Annotated in this window: 25 protein-coding genes; 7 read left to right on the top strand and 18 right to left on the bottom strand. The window is 63.5% G+C overall.

The window, feature by feature from the left end; genetic code table 11:
* Window positions 1–18: 18 nt before the first annotated feature.
* The 5 genes from J3454_RS08255 to argB all read right to left on the bottom strand — a co-directional run bounded on the left by J3454_RS08255 (window position 19) and on the right by argB (window position 3596).
* On the bottom strand, window positions 19–648 hold the full coding sequence (locus J3454_RS08255; protein ID WP_349513292.1) for a MarC family protein: 630 nt from the start codon (window positions 646–648) through the stop codon (window positions 19–21).
* Between the two features lie 10 nt (window positions 649–658).
* The gene (locus J3454_RS08250) at window positions 659–1420 is read right to left on the bottom strand and encodes a Cif family virulence factor (RefSeq protein WP_349513291.1); all 762 of its coding nucleotides are present in this window, start codon (window positions 1418–1420) and stop codon (window positions 659–661) included.
* Window positions 1417–2316: a bifunctional methylenetetrahydrofolate dehydrogenase/methenyltetrahydrofolate cyclohydrolase FolD gene (gene folD / locus J3454_RS08245; RefSeq protein ID WP_349513290.1), complete on the bottom strand. Its 900-nt coding sequence runs from the start codon at window positions 2314–2316 to the stop codon at window positions 1417–1419. Before folD ends, J3454_RS08250 begins: the two co-directional genes overlap by 4 nt.
* Window positions 2316–2609 carry a YggT family protein gene (locus J3454_RS08240; RefSeq protein ID WP_349513289.1) on the bottom strand — a complete coding sequence of 98 codons (294 nt, stop codon included), beginning with the start codon at window positions 2607–2609 and terminating at the stop codon, window positions 2316–2318. Before J3454_RS08240 ends, folD begins: the two co-directional genes overlap by 1 nt.
* Window positions 2610–2714: 105 nt before the next feature.
* Window positions 2715–3596: an acetylglutamate kinase gene (gene argB, locus J3454_RS08235; protein ID WP_349513916.1), complete on the bottom strand. Its 882-nt coding sequence runs from the start codon at window positions 3594–3596 to the stop codon at window positions 2715–2717.
* Between the two features lie 187 nt (window positions 3597–3783).
* On the opposite strand from argB, the gene J3454_RS08230 reads away from it, so the two are divergent.
* Window positions 3784–3942 carry a hypothetical protein gene (locus J3454_RS08230; protein WP_296719252.1) on the top strand — a complete coding sequence of 53 codons (159 nt, stop codon included), beginning with the start codon at window positions 3784–3786 and terminating at the stop codon, window positions 3940–3942.
* A gap of 244 nt (window positions 3943–4186) precedes the next feature.
* On the opposite strand, the gene J3454_RS08225 is transcribed toward J3454_RS08230, so the two are convergent.
* Window positions 4187–4651: a hypothetical protein gene (locus J3454_RS08225; RefSeq protein WP_349513288.1), complete on the bottom strand. Its 465-nt coding sequence runs from the start codon at window positions 4649–4651 to the stop codon at window positions 4187–4189.
* 216 nt (window positions 4652–4867) lie between these two features.
* On the opposite strand from J3454_RS08225, the gene J3454_RS08220 reads away from it, so the two are divergent.
* Window positions 4868–5458: a thermonuclease family protein gene (locus J3454_RS08220; protein WP_349513287.1), complete on the top strand. Its 591-nt coding sequence runs from the start codon at window positions 4868–4870 to the stop codon at window positions 5456–5458.
* A gap of 17 nt (window positions 5459–5475) precedes the next feature.
* On the opposite strand, the gene J3454_RS08215 is transcribed toward J3454_RS08220, so the two are convergent.
* The 5 genes from J3454_RS08215 to J3454_RS08195 form a co-directional block, all read right to left on the bottom strand.
* Entirely contained in the window at window positions 5476–7179 is a 1704-nt protein-coding gene (locus J3454_RS08215; RefSeq protein ID WP_349513286.1) for an ATP-binding protein, read from the bottom strand.
* Window positions 7180–7184: 5 nt separating this feature from the next.
* Window positions 7185–8231 (bottom strand): ribonucleotide-diphosphate reductase subunit beta, encoded by a 1047-nt coding sequence (locus J3454_RS08210; RefSeq protein ID WP_349513285.1) that lies wholly within the window; start codon window positions 8229–8231, stop codon window positions 7185–7187.
* A gap of 102 nt (window positions 8232–8333) precedes the next feature.
* Window positions 8334–8519, bottom strand: coding sequence for a hypothetical protein (locus J3454_RS08205; protein WP_349513284.1), 186 nt, complete (start codon window positions 8517–8519; stop codon window positions 8334–8336).
* Window positions 8520–8561: 42 nt separating this feature from the next.
* Window positions 8562–8909, bottom strand: coding sequence for a PilZ domain-containing protein (locus J3454_RS08200; RefSeq protein WP_349513283.1), 348 nt, complete (start codon window positions 8907–8909; stop codon window positions 8562–8564).
* 10 nt (window positions 8910–8919) lie between these two features.
* The gene (locus tag J3454_RS08195) at window positions 8920–10896 is read right to left on the bottom strand and encodes a ribonucleoside-diphosphate reductase subunit alpha (RefSeq protein WP_349513915.1); all 1977 of its coding nucleotides are present in this window, start codon (window positions 10894–10896) and stop codon (window positions 8920–8922) included.
* A 1026-nt stretch (window positions 10897–11922) separates the two neighbouring features.
* On the opposite strand from J3454_RS08195, the gene J3454_RS08190 reads away from it, so the two are divergent.
* Window positions 11923–12570, top strand: coding sequence for a response regulator transcription factor (locus J3454_RS08190; RefSeq protein ID WP_349513282.1), 648 nt, complete (start codon window positions 11923–11925; stop codon window positions 12568–12570).
* A gap of 93 nt (window positions 12571–12663) precedes the next feature.
* Window positions 12664–14196 (top strand): PAS domain-containing sensor histidine kinase, encoded by a 1533-nt coding sequence (locus J3454_RS08185; RefSeq protein ID WP_349513281.1) that lies wholly within the window; start codon window positions 12664–12666, stop codon window positions 14194–14196.
* A gap of 37 nt (window positions 14197–14233) precedes the next feature.
* On the opposite strand, the gene J3454_RS08180 is transcribed toward J3454_RS08185, so the two are convergent.
* From J3454_RS08180 to nadB, 5 genes are all read right to left on the bottom strand, one after another.
* Window positions 14234–16141, bottom strand: coding sequence for a putative bifunctional diguanylate cyclase/phosphodiesterase (locus J3454_RS08180; RefSeq protein WP_349513280.1), 1908 nt, complete (start codon window positions 16139–16141; stop codon window positions 14234–14236).
* Window positions 16138–16827, bottom strand: a complete 690-nt coding sequence (locus tag J3454_RS08175; RefSeq protein ID WP_349513279.1) for a PilZ domain-containing protein — start codon at window positions 16825–16827, stop codon at window positions 16138–16140. Before J3454_RS08175 ends, J3454_RS08180 begins: the two co-directional genes overlap by 4 nt.
* 145 nt (window positions 16828–16972) lie before the next feature.
* Window positions 16973–17863, bottom strand: coding sequence for an alpha/beta fold hydrolase (locus tag J3454_RS08170; RefSeq protein WP_349513278.1), 891 nt, complete (start codon window positions 17861–17863; stop codon window positions 16973–16975).
* A gap of 37 nt (window positions 17864–17900) precedes the next feature.
* A complete protein-coding gene (locus tag J3454_RS08165) occupies window positions 17901–18830 on the bottom strand; it encodes a TraB/GumN family protein (RefSeq protein WP_349513277.1) in 930 nt (309 codons plus the stop codon).
* A gap of 90 nt (window positions 18831–18920) precedes the next feature.
* Window positions 18921–20522: an L-aspartate oxidase gene (gene nadB / locus J3454_RS08160; protein WP_349513276.1), complete on the bottom strand. Its 1602-nt coding sequence runs from the start codon at window positions 20520–20522 to the stop codon at window positions 18921–18923.
* 185 nt (window positions 20523–20707) lie between these two features.
* Here nadB and J3454_RS08155 point away from each other — a divergent pair, with 185 nt between their 5' ends.
* Window positions 20708–20866 carry a hypothetical protein gene (locus J3454_RS08155; protein WP_349513275.1) on the top strand — a complete coding sequence of 53 codons (159 nt, stop codon included), beginning with the start codon at window positions 20708–20710 and terminating at the stop codon, window positions 20864–20866.
* 20 nt (window positions 20867–20886) lie between these two features.
* Here J3454_RS08155 and J3454_RS08150 read toward each other — a convergent pair whose 3' ends face one another.
* Window positions 20887–21471, bottom strand: coding sequence for a carboxymuconolactone decarboxylase family protein (locus tag J3454_RS08150; RefSeq protein ID WP_349513274.1), 585 nt, complete (start codon window positions 21469–21471; stop codon window positions 20887–20889).
* A gap of 69 nt (window positions 21472–21540) precedes the next feature.
* A complete protein-coding gene (locus J3454_RS08145; RefSeq protein WP_349513273.1) occupies window positions 21541–22494 on the bottom strand; it encodes an ABC transporter ATP-binding protein in 954 nt (317 codons plus the stop codon).
* A gap of 88 nt (window positions 22495–22582) precedes the next feature.
* Between J3454_RS08145 and J3454_RS08140 the strand changes: the two genes are divergently transcribed.
* A complete protein-coding gene (locus J3454_RS08140) occupies window positions 22583–22843 on the top strand; it encodes a zinc-finger domain-containing protein (protein WP_349513272.1) in 261 nt (86 codons plus the stop codon).
* A 67-nt stretch (window positions 22844–22910) separates the two neighbouring features.
* A complete protein-coding gene (locus tag J3454_RS08135) occupies window positions 22911–23390 on the top strand; it encodes a hypothetical protein (RefSeq protein ID WP_349513271.1) in 480 nt (159 codons plus the stop codon).
* The last annotated feature ends 22 nt before the right edge of the window (window positions 23391–23412 follow it).

The following is a 23412-nucleotide window of genomic DNA, read 5'->3' as shown; positions in this document are numbered from 1 at the left end:
GCACCCGCGTCGGCGATATCAGATGCCGAAGCTGCCTTTAAGTCCGTCTATCACATATTGCGCCGCCAGCGCGGCCAGCAGCACGCCCAGTAGCCGTGTGATGACCGCTTCGACCTTGTCGCCCAGCAGCCGGATCAGCGGACCCGCCGCCACCAGCGCCGCCGCAGTGATCACCAGCACCGCTGCCAGCGCCGCCAGCACTTCAACCATTCCGGGCAAGCCTTCGGCCTCGTTCATCAGCAGCATGATTGCCGCGATCGCCCCTGGTCCGGCCAGCATCGGCATTGCCATCGGGAACACCGAGACATCCTCGACTTCGGGCGTGGCTGCGATCTTCTCGGCGCGTTCCTCGCGGCGCTGGGTGCGCTTTTCGAACACCATTTCAAACGCGATGAAGAACAGCATCAGCCCGCCTGCGATGCGGAAGCTGTCGAGTTCGATATGCAGCGCGCCGAGCAATTGCTGGCCGAACAGCGCGAAGATCAGCAGGATGATCGCCGCGATGAATGTTGCGCGAAGCGCCATGTTGCGCGCCTGCGTCGGGCTCGCGCCCTTGGTCAGCCCGGCATAGATCGGCGCGCAGCCGGGCGGATCGATCACCACGAACAGCGTGATGAAGGCGGAGACGAAAAGTTCGGTGACAATCATCGGCGGCGCGTCACTGCCCGCCTGCCGGCGTCAGGCTTTGTTTGAAGGCGGTCAGCCAGCGGCCTTCGTAGTAATATTCGACTTCGGCATAGCGGGTGCCGTCGTCGCGGTGCTCCCAGCGCCAACGCAAAGTGCCGTCGCGGCTGAGGCGGGCATCGGCCTTGCCGTCCTCGCCGATCGGCATGGCGGGCGGCGGTGGCACTGCGCCGCCGCGCGGGCAGGAGGCGACCAGCCCCAGCACCGCGTCGATCGAGGTGACGACGATATCCCCGTCCTCGAACTGTTTCCTCGGCGGCGGTTGCGGCACGTCCGGTCCGCCCGCATCGAAGACATAACGATATTCGCCGTCCGATTGGCGTTCCCACACGGTCACGAAATTGCCGACCATGCCTTGCGGATCGCGGTAGCGCCCCTGACTGACTGCCATTGCCCCGTCGCAGCTGATTGCTACGGCGCGCGGTTCCCACTGCACGGCTTCGGCGGGGTCGGACTGGCCGGCGAGAAACGTGTCGAGCGGCACCGGCCCCGAGGGCGCGTGAATCAACGCTCCGGGCGCGGCGAATTGGCGGAAGGCGGTCCACTGGCCCTGTTCGCGCGCAGCGCGGGCAAAGGCGATCTCAGCGGCAACCACATTGCTCGGTTGCGCGGCGCCCGGTGCGCTTGCCAGTGCGCGGTTGATGACGGCGGTGGGCGGCCCCTGGCGCGGCGCGGCGCAGGCGGCGAGCGTTGCGGCGAGCGCGCCTGCCACAATCAGCGCGGCGGCGCGCTTCACAGACCCTCCGGCGCAGGAAGGCCCGCGTGGCGGTGCGCGGCGATCAGGGTGTTGCGCAGCAGCACAGCGATGGTCATCGGCCCGACCCCGCCCGGCACCGGGGTGATCGCACCCGCGACTTGCCGTGCCTCGTCGAAGGCAACATCGCCCACCAACCGGCCCTTTTCCTTGCCCGGCTCTGGCGGCAGGCGGTTGATGCCGACATCGATCACGGTCGCGCCCGGCTTGATCCAGTCGGCTTGCACCATTTCCGCCCGGCCCACTGCGGCAACCACGATATCGGCGCGGCGCACCAGTGCGGGCAGATCGCGGGTGCGGCTATGGGCGATGGTGACGGTGGCGTTGGCATCCACCAGCAGCTGCGCCATCGGCTTGCCGACGATGTTCGACCGCCCGATCACCACCGCATCGAGGCCCGACAGGTCATCGCCCAGCCGGTCCTTCAGCAGCATGATACAGCCCAGCGGGGTGCAGGGCACGAAGCCCGGCTGACCCACCGCCAGCCGCCCGGCGCTGATGACATGGAACCCGTCCACGTCCTTGTCCGGGTTGATCGCGGCGATGATCGCCTGTTCGTCGAGATGCGCGGGCAAGGGCAACTGTACCAGTATGCCGTCGACCGCCTCGTCCTGATTGAGCCGCTCGACCAGCGACAGCAGCGCCGCCTCGCTGGTTTCGGCGGGCAGGCGGTGTTCGATGCTCGCCATCCCTGCGGCGGCGCACGCCTTGCCCTTGGCACCGACATAGACCTGGCTGGCGGCATCCTCGCCCACCAGCACCACCGCCAGGCCGGGCCGCCGCCCGGTGTTCTGCGCAAACGCCGTGGCCGCCGTGCCGACGCGCGTGCGCAAGGCTTCGGCAAACGCCTTGCCGTCGATCAGGGCGGCTGTCGGCATCAGTAACCCGCCACAATGCGACCTAGTACGAGTATTATCGCCTGCAGACCAAAGATCAGCACCAGCGGCGAGAAGTCGATCGCGCCGGTATCGGGCATGATGTTGCGGATCGGGCGCAGCACCGGTTCCAGCAGGCGGTTGATCGAATCATACACCTGCCGCAGGAATTCGTTGCTGGGGCTCACGACGTTGAAGGCAAACAGCAATCCGATCACGAATTGCACGATGATGAGCATCACCAGCACTTGGGTTAGCATTCCGAGTAGATCGACGAGTACAGCCAGTCCTTGCATTACAATCCGTTCCGTTACCGGGGCGCCGCTCTCGCCGCGCCCTGTGAAGTCCCTTGAAGGCGTATTAGCCTCTTAATACGCCTCGCGCCATAGTGTTCCCGTGTTTCAGGACGCGCGTACCAGCGTACCTGCCCCGCGTGCGGTGAAGAATTCGAGCAGCATCGCGTGGCCCACCCGCCCGTCGAGCACCACCGCCGCTTCGCACCCGGCCTCGACCGCGGCGATGCAGGTTTCCAGCTTGGGCACCATGCCGCCGCGGATCACGCCGTCTTCGCGCAGTTTGGCGATGTCGGCGGGGGTCAGGTCGGTCAGCAGCTTGCCGTTACCATCGAGCACGCCGGGCACGTCGGTCAGCAGGAACAGCCGCGCCGCGCCCAGCGCCGCCGCGATTGCGCCCGCCATGGTATCGGCGTTGATATTGTAGGTCGCGCCGTCCGCACCCGGAGCGATCGGCGCGATCACCGGGATCATGCCTGCTGCCACCGCCGTGTCGATCACGCTGGTATCGACGTGGTCCGGTTCGCCGACGAAGCCGAGATCGACCACGCTTTCGATCAGGCTTTCGGGATCGCGAGTGGTGCGGGTGACCTTGCGCGCGGTCACCAGCCCGCCATCCTTGCCCGAGATGCCGATCGCCTTGCCCCCGGCCGCCGCGATCCAGCTCACCAGCTCCTTGTTGATCGCGCCCGACAGCACCATTTCGGCGATCTTGGCGGTCGCCTCGTCCGTTACCCTGAGCCCGTCGACGAAGGTGCTTTCCACCCCCAACCGCGCCAGCATCTGGCCGATCTGCGGCCCGCCGCCGTGGACCACCACCGGATTGATGCCGACCGCTTTCAGCAGCACGATGTCCTCGGCAAAGTCGCGCGCGGCCTCGGGGTCGCCCATCGCGTGGCCGCCGTATTTCACCACGAAGGTGCGCCCGGCATAGCGCTGGAAGTAGGGCAGCGCCTCGATCAGCACTTCGGCTTTCGAAAGGTCGAGCATCTGCGCTGCGGGTGCGCTGGGCTTGGTTTCGGTCACAGGCGTCACTTTCCCTCGCCCGTTGCGGGCACATCCAATGCCGCGCCCCTAGCGGCTTGGGCGCGCAGTGCAAGGCGGCTTGGTACGGGTGTGACCGCGATCTTTGGATTTCAGGGGTTTGGTGCTATGACAATCCTCTCGGAGGTGCTTTATGAGTGACGAACCGATTGCCCAGCCTGACGATACCCCCGCTGATGACGCTCGCCGCAAGGGTGACCGGCGCAAAGGCCAGCAGCCATTCGACGGCCCCGATCGCCGCAAGGACGACCGCCGCTCGGGCGATGACCGCCGGACGACCGAGCGCAGCTAGACCCGGCCTCAGGTAACCCTCCCCCCGCGCCGCCGCGTTCAGGCGCGGCGCGTGTAGGAGACACATGAGACACTGTCCAGGAACGGAAAAACCCGCTCGCCGGAAGCGGTGTCGTGCGCCCGTACAAGCAGTGCGCGATGGCCGGTTCGGCAGGCGAGGTGAGGGCGGAGCGGCGGCATGGCGGCGCGCAGGCTACCCCGGCACGGCGGCAGTAGGAAAGCGCGCTCCCACGGCCTCTGCGCTTTCAGGGCTGGCCGGGAACGCCCCAACTATCGTCGCCGGTGTCGTTGAAGGCGTTGGGATCGCCGCCCCATTCGCTGCCATCGACCACGTCCCCGTTCATGCCGTTTGTCACTTCGCGAAAACTGTCACCCTCGCGCGTGTTGAACGGATCGAGCGCACCGGGCGCCGCGTCGATATCGCACCCGGCCTTCTTCAACTCACGCTCGGCAGTGTTGAGCTTGGCGATGGCGCTCAGCGCATTGGTTTCGATTCCGGTCGGCATCCCGTTCGCATCGAAGCCGAGCAGCTTGTCGCGGAGGCCCGGGCAGTGCGGCCCCCAGGCGGCGTTCTTGTTATCCGCGATTTCGGCCTGCCGCACGGTTTCCACTGCATTGCGCACGCCCTGCTCGCCATCGAAAAAGCCGGTGAGATACAGCCCCCCGCACACCACCACCATGCACCCGCCGAGTGCCTTTGCGAAGAACATGACCTGCAACCTCCCGTAATCGTCCGGGGGCAATTGTCGGCTGAGAGCGGTGAAGAAACGGTTACGCGGGGTGCGGAAAAATCCCTGTTTTTGTGACGCTTGCATGACGAGAAGGGGCAGGCGTGCCTGCCACAAGAACACGATCAGGAACGCCGCCGCGTCCCTTGCGGATCGCCCTTAATGCGATTTTGACCACCGGCGTTACAGACTGGCGCGATGGGCAGGATCATACCATTTCGCAAGGCACCCGTATCGCGCCGCACGCCTCCGCCGACGTTTCGCCGGGGGCGCAGCGCGGCGGCGGACAAAGGCGTGCGCTGGTTTCCGATTGCCTTGGTGGCGCTGCCGCTGGCCGCGTTCAGCGCGGTGCTGCTGCTGCCCTATGGCGGCGGCGGGCCAGTGGCCGAGGGCGCGGTTGCGGGCGCGGTACCGGCGGCATCTGCGACCGACCGCGAACAGGCGCGCTTCGGCTTGTGTTCCGGCCCGGTGCGGGTGACCTGCGTGGTCGATGGCGACACCATCTGGTATCGCGGCACCAAGATCCGGATCGCCGATCTCGACACGCCCGAGGTATCGAAGCCGGGCTGCGCCAACGAGGCCGCGCTTGGCCGCAAGGCGACGCGGCGGCTGCAAGCGCTGCTCAACGCCGGGCCGTTCACGCTGGAGCCGAACACCTTCGGCCCGAGCGAGGACCGCTATGGCCGCAGCCTGCAACGGGTCACGCGCGGCGGGACAAGCCTCGGCGCGGTGCTGGTGGACGAAGGGCTGGCGGAGGAATGGGGTGGGCCGCGCAAGGCGTGGTGTTAGGGGCGGGGGAGCGGAGCTTAGTGTGATTCTGGTTTCAGGATCCGGCGCATGCAGACAATCTCAATCGGCTTAGATCCATCAATAAACATTTGATAGTGGACTACCGGAAATCGCGTCTCTGCCTCAACTATCCCATCACTTTTGACTTCTTGTAGCGAAAGGCCGCGCTTCGCCGCTTCCTTCCAGTCGCTCTCCATTAAGTCCCACAAGACAACGACGTCGATTTCACTGAACAACTTTCTCTCGTCAGTGAAGTCTCTAAACAGGCCCCGTAGCCCAAATTTAAACTCTACTGAGAAGGACTTCTTTCCGATGCGGCCAAACAGATCGTATTTGGCACGATAGCCGCTTATGTACGGCTCGAAGCCACCGAATTTGCCCTGCCCTAGTTGCTCGAAAAACATGGCAGCAACCGTCGCCTCTTGATCGTTCGGGCGTTTTACAAACGCGCTTGCCGGCGAGTCCAAATCCGGAAGCCCCTTGATTTCCTCAATTAATTCTTCGCGATCGTATGGAGAAGGGCCGTCGGCAGCGGAGCCTCCAATGTATTTGGATGCAATAGAGATGAATTCCCGGAATCGCTCATATGCAATGTCCCGGAGCATTCCTTGCTGTCGTCCATGGATCGACTTACGGCCGATGTCGAATCCTAGGGACGGGTCTTCTATTAGCACAAAGAAGTTTGGTACGTAGCCAGCAGAGCCCCTCGGCTTTAATTCAAGAGAAATGCCAGTTGGCATACCTTTTGTTGAGGTAACCAAGCCGCCGCCGAACGAGTAAGCCTCATCTCCTTCGACGCCATCGTCGTCAACTGCATCAATCAGACCGGCGCGATCTGATATACTTCTCCAGAACGCTCTGTTTGGGACGAAGCAAGCCCAATAGTTTATTGTTCGTCCAGCTTGATTTTTCTTACCAGATGTAAAAAGAATCTTATCTTTTAGCTTCCGGCGCTTCTCAGTGTCTCCTCGATCACCTTCATCGAGCCATGTCTCGAATTCCTCAAGTGAGATTCGACCATGGTCAGGCACACATTCGGTGGGCAGCATATATTCACATTCGCGTTCGGCTGACCAGTTATCTCCTGACTTGTCAGTATGAGAAAGCTTAAAATCGCAGTTTAGCGAACCCTCCCAAACACTGGCAGTGTTTCCTAGGGCGGTGCGTGTTCTGAGGACGAACTCAATCTGCTTATGCGTCAGATCCCACAGCGGATGTTCTTGATCGGCTAACTTGAGCCTAATACGAAGGCCATTCTCCGCCGGTTCGATCTCCTCTAGATCAATGAGCAGCGGCTGATCATTCTCTTGGTCAATCCAACTCCGCGCTCCATTTACCGTTGCGCGACAAGACCCATCGAGGTGATGAGATTCAATCTCCACCCAGCTAGTGCTAAATATCGCAAAAGTTAAACCAACGCCTTTTTGCCCGATCTGCGTCGGATCTCGCATTTTGTCGGAGCCAAATGGGCGCAATAGACGGGGGAGATTGTCAGGATCTATTCCCCCGCCGTTGTCCAAAAACGATATCGTGCGGTTAGGTGCATCAACATCTATAGTTATATGCCCTTTGACTGGCTTCTGTCTCGCAATCGCGTCAACAGCATTCTGGGCAAGTTCAGCTAGCAGATCCCAATCGTGGCTATAGCTATCCAGCACACCCCTAACTTGGTGGCGTATTTGCTCTGGATCCGGTTGGAGAAACGGTAGCTGTTTGCCCATGCCACTCACTCCGCAGCCTCAGCCCCGAACAGCCCGACCTCGGGCAGCTCGACGCTGTCCTCGTTCACGGCCCTGGCCTTCTGGCGCTTGTCGAAGCTGGACCACACGGTGTTCCAGTCGCCGGTGGTCGCGCCCTTCGAATATTCGGTCGCGCGGGTTTCGAAGAAGTTGGCGTGCTCGACGCCGTTCAGCAGCGGGGCAAGCCACGGCAGGGGGTGGTCTTCGATCATGTAGATTTCCTGCAGGCCCAGCTGCTTCAGCCGCCAATCGGCGATGTAGCGGATGTAGCGCTTGATCTCCTTGGCGCTCATGCCGTTGACCGGGCCCATTTCGAAGGCGAGGTCGATGAAGTTGTCCTCCAGCCGCACCGTCTTCTGGCAGATGTCGATCAGGTCTTCCTTCACCGCCTTGGTGAGGCACTGGCGTTCCTCGCAGAAGGTGTGGAACAGCTTGATGATGCCTTCGCAGTGCAGGCTTTCATCGCGCACCGACCAGCTGACGATCTGGCCCATGCCCTTCATCTTGTTGAAGCGCGGGAAGTTCATCAGCATGGCGAAGCTGGCGAACAGCTGCAGCCCTTCGGTAAACCCGCCGAACGCGGCGAGCGTGCGGGCGATATCCTCGTCGGTGTCGACGCCGAACTGGTTGAGGAAATCGTGCTTGTCCTTCATTTCCTCATATTCGAGGAAGGCGGAATATTCGCTTTCGGGCATCCCGATGGTGTCGAGCAGGTGCGAATAGGCCGCGATGTGCACCGTCTCCATGTTGGAGAACGCGGCGAGCATCATCTTGACCTCGGTCGGCTTGAACACCCGGCCGTAGTTTTCGTGATAGCAGTTCTGCACCTCGACATCGGCCTGGGTGAAGAAACGGAAGATCTGGGTGAGAAGGTTGCGCTCGTGCTCGGTGATCTTCTGCGCCCAGTCGCGGCAATCCTCGCCTAGGGGCACCTCTTCGGGCATCCAGTGGATCTGCTGCTGGCGCTTCCAGAAATCATAGGCCCAGGGGTACTGGAACGGCTTGTAGGTGGAGCGGGCTTCGAGCAGCGACATGAGGCGGATTCCTTCGATTAATGTCTTACAGGGCCAAGATAGGCGTTTTCAAATACGGTGCGAGCGGCGGCCCGGATTCACGCGCCCCCGCCCGCTAACTTGTCAGGGTGCCCAGGCGATCAGGACATAGAGGCAGAACGGCGCGAGCATCGATACCATCGCAATGTGGATCATCGCCGCGTTGCGCGCATGGCCGGGCTTGTCGCGCCGCAATTCGCGGACCGAATTGAACGCGAACACGGCGCACACCAAGAGGCCGAAAATCGCCATCCCGAACGGCAAATTCATCACTTCGTCTCCTCGTCGTCCCTGTGGCCGTGCGGGCCATGATCATATGAACCGCCGCACCGGAAGGCTGCTGTTGTCTTCTTCAAACGCGGCCTGCGCACCGTGCCAGTCGGCAGCGGCGAGCAGGGTGAACACCCGGCGCGGAAGCGGACGGGCGAATTCGATCCCGACCCGCGAACCCTGCCGCCATGCGACCTCGGCCATGTGCGGACCGGTGCCCGCAATGTAGAGGCGCACGAACTCGCCGAGCCGCAGCCGCCCGCGGGAATCCTCGATCCGGCACCCGCCCTCGGACAGGTCGGCCAGTTCGAGATCCCACTGCATCCCGCGCGACGTCCGGCACGAACCGGTGGCCGCAGTGGGAATGCGAACGGAGTTGCGGGCGCGCATCTCTATGGCCTCACTGGCAGCTCAGGCATTCCTCGTAATCGGTCTCGCCCGCCGACAGCTCGATCTTGGCGAGCGCGGAGGTGTTGTCCGCTTCCACCCCGCCGACGAAACCGGCGCGCTGCACCGACTTGGAACGGAGGTAATAGAGCGACTTGATACCCTTCTCCCACGCCTGGAAGTGCAGCATCATCAGGTCCCACTTGTCGACATCGGCCGGGATGAACAGGTTCAGCGACTGCGCCTGATCGATATAGGGCGTGCGGTCGGCCGCGAATTCGAGCAGCCAGCGCTGGTCGATCTCGAAGCTGGTCTTGAAGGTCGCCTTTTCCTCCACCGTGAGGAAATCGAGGTGCTGCACCGACCCGCCGCGTTCGAGGATCGAGTTCCAGACGTTGTTCGAATTCTTGGACTTCTTGTCGAGCACCTTTTCGAGATAGGGGTTCTTGACGATGAAGCTGCCCGACAGCGTCTTGTGGGTGTAGATATTGGCCGGGATCGGCTCGATACAGGCCGAGGTGCCGCCGCAGATGATGCTGATCGACGCGGTCGGCGCGATCGCCATCTTGCAGCTGAACCGCTCCATCGCGCCCATGTCGGCCGCGTCGGGGCAGGGGCCGCGTTCCTGCGCCAGCAGCATCGATGCTTCGCAAGCCTTGGCGTGGATCTGCTTGAACATCTTGAGGTTCAGCGCCTTGGCCATAGCGCTTTCGAAGCCCACGCCCTTCATCTGCAGATAGGAGTGGAAACCCATCACGCCGAGGCCGACCGAACGTTCACGGCTGGCCGAATACTTGGCCCGCGCCATTTCGTCCGGCGCGCGGTCGATATAGTCCTGCAGCACGTTGTCGAGGAAGCGCATCACGTCCTCTATGAACTGCTTGTCCCCGTTCCACTCGTCCCACTTTTCGAGGTTGAGCGAGGACAGGCAGCATACTGCGGTGCGATCATTGCCGAGGTGGTCGATCCCGGTCGGCAAGGTGATTTCGCTGCACAGGTTCGAGGTCGAAACCTTGAGGCCCAGATCGCGGTGATGCTTGGGCATCATGCGGTTCACCGTATCGGAGAACACGATATAGGGCTCGCCCGTCGCCAGCCGGGTTTCGACCAGCTTCTGGAACAGCGAGCGCGCATCCACCGTGGCGCGCACTTCACCGGTCTTGGGCGATTTGAGGTCGAACTTGTCGCCCGCACGCACCGCTTCCATGAATTCGTCGGTCAGCAGCACGCCGTGGTGCAGGTTCAACGCCTTGCGGTTGAAATCGCCGCTGGGCTTGCGGATTTCGAGGAATTCCTCGATTTCCGGGTGGCTGACATCGAGATAGCACGCCGCCGAACCGCGCCGCAGCGAACCCTGGCTGATCGCCAGCGTCAGGCTGTCCATCACGCGGACGAAGGGAATGATCCCGCTAGTCTTGCCGTTCAGGCCAACCGGTTCACCAATGCCGCGGACATTGCCCCAATAGGTCCCGATCCCGCCGCCCTTGCTGGCGAGCCAGACGTTTTCGTTCCAGGTGCCGACGATCCCTTCGAGGCTGTCGGACACCGAATTGAGATAGCAGCTGATCGGCAGGCCGCGGTGGGTGCCGCCATTCGACAGCACCGGGGTGGCGGGCATGAACCACAGCTTGGAGATGTAATCATAGAGGCGCTGGGCGTGGGCCTGATCATCGGCATAGGCATCCGCCACGCGGGCGAACAGATCCTGATAATTTTCGCCCGGCAACAGATAGCGATCGGTCAGGGTTTCCTTGCCGAATTCGGTCAGGTTGGCATCGCGTTCGGGCGTGGTGGTGACGACGAAGCGGCGATCATTGACCTTCTTGCTGTCGGTGCCCGCGGCTTCCTTGGCCGCTTCGACCATCGCGCCAGCCAGCGCTTCGCCCGCCTTGACGGCGATCAGTTCTTCCGATCCGCTATCGGCCTTGTTCATGGTCATGGCCTTTTCATCCTTCACCGGGGTCGCCGCCAGAGCGCCGCCCGCATCCATTTCGTTCAGCAAATCGGCCACCCCCGCATTGGCCCCAGAATTGGCCTCCGCATTGGCCTCCGCATTGGCCCCGCCGTCGTTCATCTTGAATTCCATCACTTGCCCCAATCGTGCCGCCGAATCATCCCACGGCGCAAGGCCTGTGTTCTAATTCTGTTCTATACATGACGATCCACAGATCCGCCAACAGGATGTCCCCGGAGGGCTCCACAGGCGGGCCTGACTTTCGCTTCCCGGCTTGCGGCGTCCCCCCGATTCTGCAGCGAATCCGCCCCCTGTCACCCTTACGGGCTATAACAGCGAGTCACCAATTCTTGGGGGTCCGTCTTCAGCCGAACCACTACATAGTGAATCAGGCGCGATTCCACGTCAACGGGCGATTAATGCTTAAGTTACCACGAACGGCCCGTTCGCGGCATCCGGAGACCCGCGACGCGTGGATCAAGCTTGAGTCGCGTACCCCGCAACCCCCAAATTGAATCTGTGAAGAAAAATTTGGTGATTGAATCATGTGAATCAATCGGTGAATCTTTTGCGCAGACGCACAATGCGAATGTTGCGTGGTAGGCCACGCAGTCGGCGGCGAATGATGGCTCGCTGATAGTCGAATGCTGGTAATGCATCGCGCGAAACTGCCATCCTGCGCGCGCCTGTCGTTGGCGCCGGGCGTTCGGCCCCACCGCACCTCCCCGTCGCACGGCCCCGCCACCGTAGTTCCCACAGGTTGCTGGCCGGCCTATGGTCCGTATCGGCTCGACGCTCCGGCGTGATTGCTATTCTTGCCGAGCGAGCAGCCGAGCAGCCGTACGCGAATCGGCAACCCTGTAGCGAGGCTGTGCCACAGCGAACCGGCCGACCCGAGCCGGTGCAACCGATCTTCATCCGAGCGCTCCACCCACCGAGACGGGTGCGTCGAAGATACCGAACCCCCGAAGGAAAGCGGACCTGCCAATGCCGATGATAGACAATCATACAGCGAATCCGGACGCGGCCACAGCCCAGACCGGCGCCAGCCGCAGAATATACGTGATCGACGACGACAGCGGCGTCCGTACCTCGCTGCATTTCATGCTGGCTGCATCGGGCATTCAGGCGTGGCCCTTCGCGTCGGCGGAGGATTTTCTCGACCAGCTTCCGTTTCTCACCCCCTCGCCCCTCCTGCTGGACGTCCGCATGGAGGGCATTGACGGCCTGCAACTGCTCGCGATCCTCAAGCAACAGGGCGTGTCGTGGCCGGTGGTTATCCTGACCGGGCATGGAGATGTCGCTCTTGCCGTGCGCGCAATGAAACTGGGTGCAATCGACTTTCTCGAAAAGCCGTTCACCCCCGAAGCGATCGATCAGGCGATTGCGCAAGCGTTCGAAATGCTCGACCAGATGCATCACCTGCTCTCCGCCCGTGAACAGGCGCGTTACAGCATCGAACGACTTACCGCGCGCGAGCGTGAGACGATGGCGATCCTGATGGAGGGCGTTCCCAACAAGGAAGTCGCGCACCGGCTGGGGTTGAGTGTGAGAACAGTGGAAATGCACCGCGGCAATGCGCTGGCCAAGTTGAATGTCAAAAGCGTGGCGGAAGTCGTGAAGCTGGCGAACAGGGCCGGTTTCACCGCCGAAATGCAGCTCGACAGCGAGAAGTTGCGGCAAGATTCGCCGGCCGGCAGCAAAAATTGATCCAGTATATCAACATCGAATCTGCCAGCCGGTAGTTATAATCCCCCGACGCTAAGGCCGGTTAAAGCGATCCGGACAATCGGACATTCGACGATGGCCAAACACGCCGCCCACAGTCAGCAGGACGATATCACGCACGCTCAAGCATGGTCGGGCGCACTGGCACAGGCCGCGAAGGGCTCTCCTTTAGCGACGGTCGGCACGAATAGTCTGGCCGAAGGTGATCCGATCGTGTTCGTCAATGATGCCTTTGCGGCGATGACGGGCGCGGCGTGCGACGCCGTGCTCAACCGTCCGGTGGTGGCGGTGCTTGCCGAGTACGCGGAGGCTGCGGGTTTGGCCGGGTTCCGGGATGCGCTGGCGGATGGACGCAGCGGATCGTGGCGGATGCGGATTGTGCGGGCCGACGGCGCGGCGACTCCGGGGATCGTCTTCCTGTCCCCCGTCCGCGACAAAGGCGATCGGGTCGTCGGCCATTGCATCAACATCGTCGATCCGGCGGCTGCGGACGCTTGGCCAGACGAGCGCGGCGGCATAAGTCCTGCGAACTACGACAAGGCTCCCGGCTTCATCGCGATTGCCAAGGGGGCGGATCATCGCTTCGAATACACCAACGCCGCATATCGGGCGTTCGTGAGGCGCGATCACCTGATCGGCAGGACAGTCGCTGAAGCGCTGCCCGAGATGGCGGAGCAGGGCGTTCTCGACCTGCTCGACGAGGTGTACCGCACCGGCGCCCCCTTTTGCGGGTCGGACTTGCCGATCAGCGTCCGCGATCCGGCGACGAATTGTCTTGAGCGGCGCTGGATCGACGTCCTGTACCAGCCGCTGCGTGACGGAAGCGGAGCAATCTGCGGCCTGTTCTGCGAAGGGCAGGACGTCACCGACCTGCACAAAGTTAACCGGACCCTTGCCGCGTTGGAAATGAAGATGATCCATGCCTCACGCGTGAATGCGATGGGGACGATGGCGGCGACACTGGCGCACGAACTCAACCAGCCGCTGACCGCGATCACCAACTACCTTGCGGGCGCCCGCACGGAAGGCGAGCGGGCGCCCGATGTCGAACGACTCAAGACGGCGCTCGACGGCATCGGCGAGGCGACCCGGCGGGCCTCCGGGATTCTCGATCACCTGCGCCAGCTGACCAGGCACCGCAAGCCTCTGCGCGAGCCCTTCAACCTGCGGGAAGCGGTTGCGGAATGTATGCGGCTGGTGGGGTCGTCGTGCCGCACCGCCATCGGGTTCGACAACCGGGTCCCGGGCGACACGATCATGATCGCCGACCGGATCAAGATCCAGCAGGTGCTGATCAACCTGCTCCAGAATGCCTGCGAGGCGATGGCGGAAGCCGATCCCGCGCTCGCCACCATCGCCGCGAGCGCGGATGATCGCGGCATCACCGTCTGCATCGCCGATACCGGCCCCGGCGTGACCCCGGAAGCGAAGGCGACGATGTTTTCATGGACCGAAAGCCTTAAGCGCGAAGGCATGGGGATCGGGCTGTCGATCTGCCGTACCATCGTGGAGCTCTATGGCGGCCGGATCTGGCTTGAACACAGCGGGCCGGAGGGATCGGAGTTCCGGTTCTGGCTGCCGTGGCCCGCCGCCGCGCCGCCGCGCTAGAGCGCGCCGCCGCCTCCTTCTCTGGCCCCGGCCAGTTCTACACCGCCTGCGCAACCGAAGCGCAGCCGAAGCGTGCGATCATGGCGGGAACGGACGCCCCCGGCTGCGCCTTGCCGAAGTGGAACCCCTGTCCGATGTCGCAGCCGTGCGCCGTTGCGAATTGGGCCTGCGCGGCTGTTTCGATCCCTTCGGCAACCGTGGTGATGCCGAGGCTTTTGCCCAGCCCGATCAGCGCCCGGACGATAGTGGTGTCGTCGAAATTGGTGCCGATCCCGCTGACGAAAGAACGGTCGATCTTCAGCACATCCACCCGAAACTGCTTGAGGTGGGTGAGCGATGCGTAGCCGGTCCCGAAATCGTCGAGCGCGATCCGCACCCCCGCCTTGCTCAGCACCGACAACGCCCGGCCGACATGCTGCGCACCGCGACCCAGAAACACGCCTTCGGTCACTTCGAGTTCGATCATGCCGGGCGAAAGCCCGCGCGCCGCAATTTCCATCAGCAGCATCTCGGCAAAGGCATTGCCGCGGAAATCGGCAGCGCCGGTGTTGATCGCAACATGGCCGAAGTCGAGCCCACGATCGACCCAGGCACGGATATCATCGAGCACGGACGAGATCATCTGGCGACTGATTGCGACGGCCAGTTCGCGGTCTTCGAACGCCTGTGCGAAACTGTCAGGCATAATCGTGCCGGCGTCGGTGGTCTGGCACCGCACCAGCGCCTCGAACCCGACCAGTACGCCGGTCCCGAGATCGATCTTCGGCTGGTAATGTGCCACCAGCCGCCCGGCTTCGAGGCCCTCGCGCGCGACTGACAGCATTGCGGCCCCGCGGTCGAATTCCTCCATCAGCCGCGGGCTGAAAGTCTCGGCCCGTCCGCGCGAAAGCTTCGCTTCTGCGAGCGCGAGATCGGCGCATTTCATCAGCGCGTCAGGATCGGCCGCATGGTCGGGATAGATCGCCACGCCGACGCTTGCCTTGCAACTGATCAGCCGCCCGCGATGCAGGATCGGTTCGTGCAGCCGGCGATTGAGCGAGGCGACGACATCGGCCACCTGTTCCTCGCGATCGATGCCGCCGAGGATCACGCCGAATTCGTCCCCGCCGAGCCGCGCCGCGATGTCTGTGTGACGCAGGAAGTTGCGCAGCCGTTGCGCAAACCCGCACAGCAGGGCGTCGCCTGCATCATGGCCAAGCGAATCGTTGATCTGCTTGAAGTGATCGACGTCCACGAACAGCAGTGCGGCCCGATGGCCGTCCCGGTGGGCGTCCTCCATTGTTCGGGACAGGAGCCGGTTGAACAGGTCGCGCCGGGGAAGCCCGGTCAGATCGTCATGCTCGGCAACATAACGCAGCCGCTCGCTGAGCCGCGATTGCGCCGCCGCCTGCGCTTCGCGTTCGAGCACCAGCCGCCGCAGTTCGAGCAGTGCCTCCACCTGTCCCGCCAGCGTGCGCAGGGTCAGGTCCTCCAGCGGGGTGAGCCCCTGCGGACGTGGCTCCGGATCGAACACGCACAAGGCGGCGATGGGCGTGCCGTCCGCCGCGAGTATCCGAACTCCGGCATAGAAGCGGATATGCGGCGAGCCGGTCACCAGCGGATTATCGGCGAACCGGACGTCCTCGGCCGCGTTTTTCACCACCAGCGGCGCTGCTATGTCGATCGTGTGAACGCAGAACGAGACCGAGAGCGGCGTCTCTCGCGGATCAAGGCCCCAGCGGGCCTTGAACCACTGCCGCGTGTCATCGATGAAGCTGATCGCCGCTGTCTGCGCGCCGGTTATCCGCGCGGCCAGCCTGACGATATCGTCGAAATGCGGCTCTGGCGCGCTGTCGAGAATGGCGTAGCGGGCAATCGCATCGCGCCGCCGCGATCGCCCGCTTTCGGGTTCGGACCGGCGGGCAGGCGCGCACGACGCCGAAAAGGTCTGGAGCGCCGCAGTCATTTCTGGGCCACTTGATCTGCCCCCTGCGGCTCCTGTCGTAAGCCCACCGGCGGCTCGGGCGTGCGCATCAGCCGCTGTATCGACCCCAGCGCCTCCAAGCTCAGCGGTTGCAGCAGCATCACGCCGGCTCGGTCGCCGCGCACCCACCGCACGCGGCCGAGGCGTTCGATCCCGGACGGCAGTGTCACCTTGAGATCAAGCCCCTCGGTCAGGCTCCCGTCATGCTCCAGCTTGAGCCCGCGCAACGATATGTCGATCACCTTGGCGCTGCGCAGGCCAATCTCGCTGCGGGTCAGCGCCGTGGCCATAAGCTGCAGTCTGACCGGGCGGTTGCTGCCCAATCGCGCGCCTTCCGCCAGAACCGCGAGCAGATGCGCGCAATCGATCGGCTGGTCGAACTGCAGGCCGAGATGTTCGTTCTCTTGCCAGACGACATGCCCGCGCACTTCCACGCCGTCTGCAAATTCGAGCGTGAGACTTTCCGACAGGTTCGCGGGCATCATCATGCGCAGGCCCGCGCCCCGATCGGACAGGTTGGTGATCCGGGCGAGGCCTTCGTCGGTGCCGGTGATGACGCGAGCGACGCGGAATACGGTCTGGACGCGGCCGTCGGTGCGACGATCGCCGTCCGGCAGGATAGCGCTTCCAGGCTGTGCAGTGATGGCGTGAGGCGATCCAATGGTCATACAGTGTCTCCCACTGCCTTCATGCATCGTTGCAAGGCACGGGAAAATCTGTTGAACTTACCGCAACGGCATTAACCGGTGCGCAACAACCTGGTTTAGGCTGCCGCTGCGGAAAGCGGCATTCGCCGGAATCCTGCGGATTTCCTCAGTTGCTACGCACGTGCCCGACGATTTCGTCGGCGATTCGCGCAATCAGTGGTTCGGGAATATCGTGGCCCCAGCCGGGAAAGGTCACCAACCGCGCCCCGGGGATCGCCCGGGCGGTGTCCTCTCCCGCCTCGAGCTTGACCAGCGGATCGTCCTCGCCGTGCAGGACCAGCGTCGGCACGCGCACATCGGCGAGCCGCGACCGCCGGCAGCCATCGTCGATAATCGCGGCCAGCTGGCGCGGCATGCCCGGCGGATAGACAGACCGGCGGACGCTGCGCAGCACCACCTCGCGCTGCCGCACGGGATCGGGGCGGTAGCCGGGGCTGCCGATATTCTTCGCGACATCAAGGCCGCGTTCGACCAGCGTTTCCTCCTCCATGTCCTTGAGCGGCGCGATCAGCGCGTCCATCGCGTGCTTTTCCGCCTGTGGCAGCTTGCCGTTACCGGTGGTCGACATGATCGAAGTGAGCGTGCGCAGGCGCGGGCCGTGATGCACCGCCATCAGCTGCGCGATCATCCCGCCCATCGATGCGCCGACCACGTGCGCCGATTCGATTCGCAGCACATCGAGCACGCCGATGCCGTCATCGGCCATGTCCTTGAGGGTGTAAGGCACCTTTGCGGGCCAGCCGATCTTCTTGCGCAATATCTGGACCGGGAGCGAGGGCGCGCGCGCGCCTTCCATCTTCTGGGACAGGCCGATATCGCGGTTGTCATAACGGATCACGCGGAAACCTTTGCCCACCAGCGCTTCGACGAATTCGTCGGGCCACAGGGTCAGCTGCGCGCCCAGACCCATCACCAGCAGGATCACCTCGCGTGCGGGGTCGCCGTGGTCTTCGTAGAAGATTTCGATACCGGTATTGGGGGTGGTGATGGTGGGCATTGGTGCTCTGGCCTCTCGCGCAAACTTCTGCGCGCCATCATTTCCACGCCGGGCCCGCGATGTCGAGGCCTTGGGCCGCCAACCGGTCGAGCACGCCGTCGCTCTCGGCCAGCACACGCAGTGGCACCACGGCAAGCGTGACGCCCGGCTGGGTTTGCGCTGCGTTGATGTTGTCGACCCAGATGGTGCGCAATTCGGTGCCGAGCGTCTCGTCCGCCCACGGCCAGCATTGGCCCAGCGCCTGTTCCAATGGATTGGCCATCACGGCGGGGATATCATAGCGCCGCCAGTCCGCGCCGCGCTGTTCGACCACATCTGGCCCGCTTTCCACCGCGTCCATCGCAGCGGTGAGGCAGGGGATGTGCGCGGCAGGCGGGGCATCGGCGAGGTTGTCGATAATATCCTCGCCCCTAAGGCTGGCGGCGCGGGTGATCGGGACATCGGCCCTGTCGGCGGCCTTCTTGACCACGTCGGCAGGCTCGTCGGCAGTGTCGCGGTTGAAGCGCAGCTCCTTGCGCAGCATCTGGAACGAGGTGAGCAGGAAGGACTGGCGGGCATAATCCTCGCCATGCGCCTCGCCCAGTGCGGCCAGCCGCGCCCATTGTTGGGGGGTGAGGTATTCGGGCGCCTCGGTCTTGTCGGGCAGTTTGGTGAACTTCGACCCGCTGAAGATCAGCCGCAGCACATCGCCCGGAGAAATCTTGGGCCGCGCGCCGAGGATCACGCGGCTGGCCTGCGCGGTCGCATCCTTGAGCCGGTCGGGCTGCCACGGGGTGGTTTCGGGGATCGCCCGGATTTCCCCGACGAGGATGATGGTGCCGGTGGGCGTATCGATCGTCCACATCGGCGCGCCGGAGCGCTGCGCGGTGACGACGATGGAGTTTTCGGTGGGGGCGGGGTCATCTTGCGCCGCGAGGGGAGGCGCGGTCAGCGCGGCAAGCGCCAGCAAGTAAGGCAATGTCTTCATCTCTCGCCTCTCGCATGATGGGTAAGCGGCGGGTTAGGCCGTGTGAGATGAACCCCTCCAGAACCTATCCGTTCCGGGCGGCAGGCAGCCTCACGGCACCAGCACCGTATCCTTCGGCTCATCCGCCATCTCGGGATAATCCAATGTGTAATGCAGCCCTCGGCTCTCCTTGCGGGCGAGGGCGCTTTTCACGATCAGGTCGGCGGCTTCGATCAGGTTTCTGAGTTCGATCAGGTCGGTGGTGACGCGGAAGGCGCCGTAATATTCCTCGACCTCGCGCTTCAGCAATTCGATCCGGTGCTTGGCGCGTTCCAGCCGCTTGGTGGTGCGCACGATGCCGACATAGTTCCACATGAAGCGGCGGATCTCGGTCCAGTTCTGCTTGATGACGACTTCCTCGTCCGAATCGGTCACGCGGCTTTCGTCCCACGGCAGAATCGCGGGCGGCGGCTCGAGGCTGTCCCAGCGTTCGAGGATGTCCTGCGCCGCCGCCTCGCCGAACACGAAGCATTCGAGCAAGCTGTTCGACGCCAGCCGGTTCGCGCCGTGCAGCCCGCTTTCGGTGCATTCGCCCGCCGCCCACAGGCCGGGAATGTCGGTGCGCGCCTTCAAATCCACCACCACCCCGCCGCAGGTATAATGCTGCGCGGGCACGACCGGGATCGGCTGTGTCGTCATGTCGATGCCCAGACCCAGCAGCTTGTCGTAGATCGTCGGGAAATGCCCCTTCACGAAGTCGGCGGGCTGATGACTGATATCGAGATGCACGTAATCGAGCCCGAAGCGCTTGATCTGGTCGTCGATCGCGCGGGCGACCACATCGCGCGGGGCCAGCTCCATGCGTTCAGGGTCGTAATCGACCATGAAGCGGCGGCCCGTTTCAGGATGCAGCAGGTGCCCGCCCTCGCCGCGCACGGCCTCGGTGATCAGGAAGTTTTTCACGTCGAGATTATACAGGCAGGTCGGGTGGAACTGCATCATCTCCATGTTGGAGACGCGCGCGCCCGCTCGCCATGCCATCGCGATCCCGTCTCCGGTCGCGCCGCGCGGGGCGGTGGAGAACTGGTAGACGCGCCCCGCGCCGCCGGTGGCGAGGATCGTGGCATGGGCCACATGGCGTTCGACCCGCCCGGTTTCCTCGTTGAGCGCATAGACCCCCCACACGCGGCCTGCGGCGGAGAACTGTTCACGGTGGCGGTCGGTGATGAAATCGATGCAGGTGCGGCCCGGCAGCAAGGTGATGTTGGGATTGGCCTCTGCCGCCTTGACCAGCGCGCTCTGCACCGCCCATCCGGTCGCATCGTCGACATGGACGATCCGGCGATGCGAATGCCCGCCCTCGCGCGTCAGGTGGAGCGCATCGGCATCGCGGTTGAACGGCACGCCCAGTTCGCACAACCGGTCGATTGATTGCGGCGCGCGCTCGATCACGAATTCGACCGTGGCAAGGTCGTTCAGGCCCGCGCCTGCCACCATCGTGTCGCGCACATGGTTGTCGAAGGTGTCGCCGGTGTCGAGCACCGCGGCGATCCCGCCCTGCGCCCAGGCGGTCGATCCGCCGGTCAGCGTGCCCTTGGCCAGCACCAACACGCGGCGCGTCTGCGCCAGCGCCAAGGCCGCCGTCAGCCCGGCCGCACCCGATCCGATGACCACCACGTCATGCGGTTGTCGCACTGCATCCTGCATCGCCATTCCCGCGCCATGGCGCGCAACGCCGAACGGAGCAAGCCCCCGCCTGAATTACGTATTTTCCCTTAATCGCGATGCAGCGAGAAGGTATTCCGCGCCCAGCCAGCGATTCGGATCACCGAGCGGGGATGGGGATCGCAACCACAAACGCCGGTTATCTCGTATCCTCGTTCAGGGCACCTCTCGCCATGTCGTTGTTTTCGTTCATCGGCTGTCTGGCCGACAAGCATCAGCCGGTTCGGCGCGATGTCGATTGGGATGGCCGCCACTATGTCGGAACCTGCCGCCACTGCGGCGCAGCGGTCAGGCGCCACGGCCGCCGTGACTGGCGCAGGCGCGAAATATGAGAATGCGTGCGACGCGCGTTTCAGCCTGCCATTTGGCTGGACCGCATCGCTACTTTGGGCTTGGCCCAGCGCAAACCTGCAACCTGCTGGTCAAGCGGTGTTCCGACGATAGAATTAGTGTAATTGCTCATCACCTTCACGGCTAGGCCCAACACCACCTCAAGCGCCTGTTCGGGCGCGAAGCCTGCGGACAGGAAGGCATCTAGCTGAGCCGGAGCTACGTTGCCGCGCTCTGAAATCAGCGATCGCGTGAACACTCTGAGCGCTTCGAGCCGAGCATCATCGATTGTTGCGCCGTTGCGCAAGGCGGCAATGGCTGCTTCGTTCATCCCTGCCTTCTTCGCCAATAGGGTGTGCCAAGGCACGCAATAGTCGCATGCATTTTCGTAATTGGCAGTCAGATACACAACCTGACGTTCAATTGGAGAAAGGCTGGTCGTATCGAACAAATCCCATAACGCGCTATAACCTTTGAGTAAGGCAGGCGCGCAAGCCATCACCCGCTCAAGGTTGGGGATCATGCCGAAGTTTTTTCGGGTGGCCGCCAAGGCATCCGCAGCTGCGCGCGGCGCGGTGGTTTCATCATGCAGCGGGAAGATTTCCATGGCGTGGCTCCTGAGTGAATGTAGACGAAGCTTCGTCGCTCCCAGAGCCGTGGTTACACAGCCTGGCTGTCAAGCCAGGCTAGCGGTCAGCTGGACGAACACGTCTTCCAGATCCGCCTCGCGGGTGGTGACGTCTTCGATGGTGAGGCCCTGTTGCTGCAGGATCGCCAGCACCTGGCCGGCACTGAGGCGATCCTTGTCGTAAGTGACCTCGACCCCGCGCACCCCGTCCCATTCCACCCGCACGAACGCGTCATGGGCCGGTGCGGCGGCCAGATCATCGGCGACGGTGACCGCGACCACTTTCTCGCGCGCCATGTCCACCAGTTCGCGGGTCGGCTTGTTGGCGATCAGCTGGCCGTGGTTGATGATCGCGATCCGGTCGCACAATTCCTCTGCCTCTTCGAGATAGTGGGTGGTGAGCACCACGGTCACGCCGTCGCGGTTCAATTCGCTCACCAGTTCCCACAGCTGGCGGCGCAGATCGACATCGACCCCGGCGGTGGGTTCGTCCAGCACCAGGATCGGCGGCGAATGCACCATCGCTTTCGCCACCAGCAACCGGCGCTTCATCCCGCCCGACAGGGTGCGGGCATAGGCGTCGCGCTTGTCCGCCAGTCGCACCGCTTCCAGCAGTTCCTCGCTGCGACGCAGCTTGGCCGCTATGCCATAGAACCCCGCCTGATTCTCCAGCACCTCGTATGGGGTGAAGAACGGATCGAATACGATTTCCTGCGGCACGATCCCGATCGAACGGCTGGCGTTGCGGCGGTGGCGATCAATGTCGAAACCCCAGATCTCCGCCGATCCGCCGGTCTTGTTGACCAGCCCTGCAAGGATATTGATCAGCGTCGATTTGCCTGCCCCATTGGGACCGAGCAGGCCGAAGATCGATCCTTCGGGCACATCGAAACTGACCCCGCCCAGCGCCAGCTTGCCTTCGGTCACCATACCTTTCGGTCCCTTGGTCGGGGCGTAACGCTTGACGAGGTCGGTGATGCGGATGGCGGGCTGGGATGACATGGACGCAGCCCTATGGGAGCCGCTGCCGCGCGGCAAGAGCGCGCAAAGGCAATTGCACTCGGACTGGCTCGGGGGTAACGGCAAAACCATGAGCATTCCCCCTCCCGAAGTCCTGCTGGTCGATACGCGGCGCGTTGCCTGCGACGGGGCCAGCGCGATCCGCGCCGGTGCGGGCTATACCCCGGCGGCGCTCGGCCACCCGCGCGTGTTTCTCGAGATCGACGAGCACGGCTATGTCGATTGCGGCTATTGCGACCGGCGCTTCGTGTTGCGCGGCGGCCCGGCCGACGGCGCCGAACAGGCCGTCCTACCCGACATTTCCTCCGGCGCCAGCGCTCCTCACAGCTGATCGGCGCTCAGCGACGGTTAAGGCGCGATGCGTTAGACCGGCACGGCATTTCTGATGGAGAATCGCCGTGACCCGACTTTCAGCCCCCGTTCGCCCGCTTGTCACCGGTCTTGCCGCCGCGCTGGTGCTGGCGGTGGGGATGCCCGCAATCGCGCAAGCTCAAGCCCAAACCGATGTCGAAACCAACGTCGCAGCCGAGCCAGCAACCAAGGGCGAAAAGCGGCTGGCCAAGCTGCTCGAAGGCCGTGAGGCCGGTGAGCCGGTGAGCTGCATCCGGACGCTGCCCAGCCAGCGCATGCAGACCATCGACAACACTGCCTATGTCTTCGGTTCGGGCAACACGATCTATGTCCAGCGCACCCGCAACCCCGAGGATATCGACAACTCCGACGCGCTCGTTACCCAGCGTTTCAACGGCAGCCAGTTGTGCAGGCTCGATGTCGCCAGCACTATCGACCCGTTGATGGGCTTCTTTACAGGGGCCGTCTTCTTCGAGGATTTCGTACCCTACACGCGCGTGAAGGACGATGCCGCCAACCGCGGCTGACGATCTGCCAGTCGCCTGCCAG

This window comes from Erythrobacter sp. NFXS35, assembly GCF_040148725.1.
Classification (GTDB): Bacteria; Pseudomonadota; Alphaproteobacteria; order Sphingomonadales; family Sphingomonadaceae; genus Erythrobacter.
Note: the sequence above shows the minus strand (reverse complement) of the source record. Positions and strands in the feature narration are given on the sequence as shown.